The following is a 5,436-nucleotide window of genomic DNA, read 5'->3' on the forward strand; positions in this document are numbered from 1 at the left end:
CCGTGCAGGCATCGGCGGAAGGCCGTTTCGCGGTTGAGCCTTACCGAAGCTGTTGTGCCACCAGATCGAAGCCCGATGCGACGAGCGCCTTGGCCAGAAGACGCAGTCGACCCCTCCCGCTACTCGCCGCTCGGCTCGAATCGGAGGCGGGTGTCCATCGCCAAACTCCCGTAATTCCGCCGGCGCGCGAACCGAGCGGACAGTGGCCGGCCTCGGACGGTCGGCCACCAACGTCTCTGAAACGTCCGCATCTGCCGATTACCGTGCGTTCATCGGCATTCGGCCGGAAAAGACCGGGCGCGTATCAGATGAGTCGGACGGCGTGCAGTACGACCAGCAAGCGGGAGCCAACAAAGGCGCGAGGGACTCGGGGGCCGACGACAAGCAGGAGGGAGACAACAAGTCGCGTCGCGATCGCGCTGAGTGAGCAAGGACCAACGGGGACGGAGCCGACCGAGCTGACGGCGAACTGAGTAACCGCACCAGCCCTCAGGGGATAGGTCCTTGAGGGCTGGTGTCGCGGTGCGCGGGCTGACCCATCCATGCGGCGTTGGGCATCGAATATGATGGAAATATCGCGGACGGTGGTTTCATTGATTGTAGGCGCGCGCTATTCTCGGAAGGTGGCGTGAAGCTTCCGCCATTTCTTCGGCATAGGCGGTGAATTCTTCCAGTGCTGCGGCGATGGGTTTGTTCAGGGCTGACTCCACAAACGTCGGGTTACCCGCCACTAAAAGGAACTCGTCGACCGAGAACAAGACTGCGGCGCGAACGTCCGTTGATACCAGTACCGCGTCGAAAGGGGCCGTGCTCCACCGCCAGTCGGCCACCTCATCGAGAGTGGCCAGGACCGCTTGGTTCGGGTCGTCAGGTCCTATCTCTTCTGTTGTCATACAATATATTTCCCGATAGCCAGCAGATGCGAAGGCGTGGAGGATGGCCTCGGCCTCTGGATCTCCTTCGATGTTATTGATCTCCGGAGCCGGCACCACAATCCGGCCGTCACTGTTGGCCCAGTCCGGATTGAACTGTTGAGCCGAGGAGAGAAGGGTAGACCGTAGCCGCGCTGTTTGTTGAGGATCCAGGTTCTGCACTTTTTCTCCCGGTAATTATTGGTAGCGAAACTTGCTTGGCTTGGTGCCTTTTTCTTGAAGAGAGATCGTCGTTCGGCCGTCCGACGAGCCTCGGAGGGTGATGTAGCTGCCGTCTTCGAGTTGCGCTACCTTTGACCCGTTCGGTTGTTCTCTTACTTCGCGGCCCTTGGTCAGCCCTTCGAAGTCTCTGGTGGCTTTTTCCGCTCCGCCTTCCTTGCGGCTGATGATCGAGTCCTTGTCCTTCTCCAGTACAGCGCCCTCATTGAGGTACTTTTCAGCCTCCGCGCGAGACTTGGCGGCCGGCGGTCCGGTACCCGGTTTGGGTGGGGTCTTGCCCCCGCGTCCTCCGCCTCCGCCTCCGCGTCCGCCTTGTGCTGTTCCTGCTCCGGGAGGTTCGTGTTGGAAGCCCCACATTGCCAGTCCGGCGGCCATCGCTGCTGCGGCGCCGCTGCCTTTCGCTGGTGGGTCGGTGACTTGGTGGTAGCCGTTCTGGTCCTGGACGATGAGGGCGTAGGGGACCCAGCCGGGTTTTTCCGTCGCGGCGGGGTCGTTGAGTCGGGGGTCGATGAAGGTGTAGGCGACGAACCATTGATGGTTGTCTCCCGGTGGGCCGTCTGTCCGGGAGAGATACATGGGGTCGTTGGGGCTGCTGGGAAGGTCGATGCCGCCGTTGATGGTGGGTGGCAGGCCCTTGCCACCGAGTTGTGGATCATTTGTGGTGGTGACGGGGCTAGGGAACATGTGGACGTTGGTCGCGGTGTCCATGCCGCCGTCGGCCCAGTCCGGGGTGACGAAGTTGCCGTTGGAGTCGAATTGGACCGGTGTGCCGTCGTTGAGGTTGTAGGTGGTCCCGCCGCCTCCGCCATCTCCGCTGGGGCCTTGAGGTGTATCGGGGCCATTTCTGACCGGCCGTCGCAGACCGGCCGCCTGAAATGCCGTCAGTCCGGCAAGGAGCAGCGCCGGAATGCGTCTGTCGCTACCGCCTCGGTTGGAATCGGCTGAGGTCGTTCGATCAGGTGGTGCGGGTTGTTCGGGTGCTGGTGGTTGCGGTGGTGTGAGTGTGCCGTTGAGCAGTCGTTGTTTGAGGTCGGTGAATTCTTGATCCGACAGCAGTCCTTGCTCGTGTAGTTTCGCGGCACGTTCGAGCTGGGACACGATATCTGCACCCGGTGGTGGAGGTGCGGGGGCTGGTTGCGGTCCCGGCTGCGCCGGTGCGGGGGCCAGCGGAGCTGGCGCAGCAGGTAGTGCGGGCGGTCGATTGCCGGGCAGGACGGGTTCGGGTGCACCGGGGACCGGGATGATGGGGGTCCCGTTGTAGGGGCCGGGTGCGGGCGGGATGAAAGCGCCGCCGTTGGGTCCGCCACCGGTTCCGGGCTGATCGGGAATCGTGGGCATGACCGGTGTCGGGACCGGCGCGGTGCTCGGCACGCCGGGCTGGGGTTGCGGTGGTGGCGGGGGTGGGCACGACACCATCGGGGAGGGAATGCAGATCGGCTGCGCCGCAACAGGACTGGCCCACAATGCGGCGACACCACCAGCGAGGACCGCGGCCGCCATCACGTACCCAGCTACTCGCCGCCTCGTTGACGACATTGTGGTGGAGGTCCTCACCGGCCTGATCCGGGCCCGGCCCCACCGGTACGGATCCGTGCGATCAGTGCGTCGGCGCCTTGCCAGAACAGCCGGCCCGCGATCGACATGACCACGAAATAGCCCAAATACACCCAGATCGCACCGTACTGATCGGCCCATCCGGGTATCCGATTCAACAGTGCGAACGCCGCGATCAACAATCCCAACCCGATCACCAGAGCGGCCAACGGACGTATCGGACCTTCACCGGAATCTGCTGTGGATGACCCATCGGAGTTGCCCGCCGTGGTGGATGTTTCTGTAGTCACTGCCCATGTTCCCTTCGCCTGCTCTGGCAACCGTGGTCGAACTGGGGAATGCGGGAGAGCTGTTCGCGCGACAGCATCATCAAGATCAGTACTGTCGGGATGCTACGCCGCCGACGCAGTGCTTTTACCTGCATCAATGGCAGCAGATTGCAACGATCCGATCACTGCGCGAGGTCGGTGATGGGGATCAGAACGACTGGGGTTCGCCGTAGACGGTGACCGAGTCGTCGCGGGTACCTTGCCCGCCGATCGTCGCACTGGCGGTGACCGACAAGAACGCCTCACGCGAGAACGCCGCAGCATTCAACGGCGGTACCGGGTCCAGAGTCTCCTCGGTCTTGGCGACCGAGATCTCCCAGCCCTCCGGGGATTGCATCGTCTGGGCCTTGTCGATACTGGGTTCCGCGAAACCGGCACCAGGGGCGGGAATACCCAGCAGCAACACCAACGACACCGGACACACCGCCCTGAGGAGCGCGCGTGTGCCATTCCCGGAAATGAACATGTAGGTCAAACCCTCCGAAATTGGCAGAAACATATAGGGGCACGCGAAGCGAACACGCCAAGCATTAGCTGCTGATGGGTACTGCGAAAGTCACGCCAAATCTGTATTCGTAGCGTCAACGGCCCTGGATGGGGCCATCTCTGGGTCTGCCAGGCTCACATATTCTGGCGGGGCGGTTGGTTTAACAAACGCACCCATGGTCGGCGAGTCGCACCGTCCGTCGGCCGGAGGTCGGCTGGACCTGCCCGGAAACGACCTCTCTTGGCACGAACCTTGCCCCGCAAACGTCCGCATCTGCCGCGGAGCGCGCTGAGAGAACCGGCCAAGCCTCGCTCAGCCGGAGCGCACCATCATGCCGATGAGCGAGTACGTGGCGATATCGGCCAGACATTCGGCAGGAATCTGGCTCGACTTTCCTCGCGGCTGCACGCGGCACCGACCTCTGCGCTAGCCCACGAACCGACTGGAGTTTGTAGATACAGGCTGGCAGCATGGCAATCTATGGGTGAGCCCGGTGAACCTCAGCTGATCGCAAAGCTAGACGGCTATGAGATAGTGCTTGACCGACAGACCGCTACTGGTCAGATCCTTCGGCCTGGTCACCTAGCCGTGGCTTTCCCTCTGAGTGATGACACACCGTTCGAACCGACATCGCAAATCGCGAGAACCACATACCGAGTGCGAGAGCGCACCCTGACGATCGAGACCACCACTGGCGATCAAATTGCCGCTGAGATGCCCACTCGCGGCGACGTCAATCCGCGCGGGGATCGGCCGTCGGTCTATCTCGATCAAAACCAATGGAGTGCCCTCTATAAAGCTCAGCAGGTCATCGGTGGCATAGCCCCCAAGGAACAGCGAGCCGCTGAATGGCTGATTGAGCAAACTGAGAAAAAACGAGTGATTCTACCCCTGTCCTCAGGTCATATGTCCGAAACTTGCCAGTGGCGCAACGGCGGTGAGCGATACGCGCTCGCAGTGCAGATGCTGAGACTCAGCGCTGGTTGGCAACTTCGAGATCCACTGGCGGTCCGTCAGGACGAACTAACCGCATCTATGCTGGGTGTGATCGGAAATCATGATCAGCCCGTCTTTCCTCCAGTCGTAACTCTTGAACCTTTTGCCACCCATGCGGGACGTCAGCAACCGAGTGAGCCCGTTGCCAATGATTTGGCTGCAATTAGCTTTGAGTTAGACGCATTGATATCAACCTCATCCCTTTTTGACACGTTGTTGGACACCGAATCGGTAAGTCAGAATGCAGATTCCGGCTGGGTTGATCGCAATCAGAGGTTCACTGATTGGCTCGGAGCTCAGGATAATTGCGGGCGAGAGTTGATTCGCAAGCAAACATACGCTTTCTTCTTCGCAGACACGCATAAGGAGATAGCGACAGCCGCGCAGGCCGCCGATGTGTCTCCGGATCTGATGCGTTCTTGGGTTTTGTCTCACATGGAGACCGAAGTGAGCAAAATGCCGAGCCTCGGGTTGTTTAGAGAGATATTCCATGACAAGCTGGTAGACAAGCAAACCAGGTGGAACAGCAACGACCTAAATGACATGTTTTACCTGACCTGCGGAATGGCATATTGCGACTACGCCGTCGGAGAAAAGTATCTGATGAGCAGGGCCAGGCAATCGCTGCGGCGGCTGGAACGCCCTTTCAACATTTTTCGGCGGCTCAGCGACTGTGTGCCGGTGCTGGCGGATCGCATCGGGGAGTGCTTCGTGGGCTAGCACCTGACGAGGATGTTTGTGCATGGCCCCGACGAACGGCCGCTTCTGCCGCGGTGCGGGCGTTCTGCGCGGCGAGATCGACTGCCCCGCAGAACGTCCGCATCTGCCCTTGGTCTCAATAGGTCAGCGCAACACTGGGAATCTCCTGGTGAGGAAGGGATGTGATGCGTAATGGCCTCGAGCAGACCGCTGTCGGAGA

At 61.1% G+C, this 5,436-nt stretch carries 5 protein-coding genes; 1 reads left to right on the forward strand and 4 read right to left on the reverse strand.

What is annotated here, in order from left to right:
- Window positions 1-590: 590 nt before the first annotated feature.
- The 4 genes from AB0M22_RS45490 to AB0M22_RS45505 form a co-directional block, all read right to left on the reverse strand.
- Window positions 591-1,094 carry a hypothetical protein gene (locus AB0M22_RS45490; protein WP_364740269.1) on the reverse strand — a complete coding sequence of 168 codons (504 nt, stop codon included), beginning with the start codon at window positions 1,092-1,094 and terminating at the stop codon, window positions 591-593.
- A 15-nt stretch (window positions 1,095-1,109) separates the two neighbouring features.
- Window positions 1,110-2,249 carry an SHOCT domain-containing protein gene (locus AB0M22_RS45495; protein WP_364740272.1) on the reverse strand — a complete coding sequence of 380 codons (1,140 nt, stop codon included), beginning with the start codon at window positions 2,247-2,249 and terminating at the stop codon, window positions 1,110-1,112.
- A gap of 452 nt (window positions 2,250-2,701) precedes the next feature.
- Window positions 2,702-2,914, reverse strand: a complete 213-nt coding sequence (locus AB0M22_RS45500) for a hypothetical protein (protein WP_364740275.1) — start codon at window positions 2,912-2,914, stop codon at window positions 2,702-2,704.
- A gap of 268 nt (window positions 2,915-3,182) precedes the next feature.
- Complete coding sequence (locus AB0M22_RS45505; RefSeq protein WP_364740277.1) at window positions 3,183-3,449, reverse strand: MspA family porin; 267 nt, start codon at window positions 3,447-3,449, stop codon at window positions 3,183-3,185.
- A 729-nt stretch (window positions 3,450-4,178) separates the two neighbouring features.
- Between AB0M22_RS45505 and AB0M22_RS45510 the strand changes: the two genes are divergently transcribed.
- Window positions 4,179-5,237: a hypothetical protein gene (locus AB0M22_RS45510; RefSeq protein WP_364740280.1), complete on the forward strand. Its 1,059-nt coding sequence runs from the start codon at window positions 4,179-4,181 to the stop codon at window positions 5,235-5,237.
- Window positions 5,238-5,436 lie beyond the last annotated feature (199 nt).

The organism is Nocardia sp. NPDC051756, assembly GCF_040681495.1.
In the GTDB taxonomy this organism is placed as follows: Bacteria; Actinomycetota; Actinomycetes; order Mycobacteriales; family Mycobacteriaceae; genus Nocardia.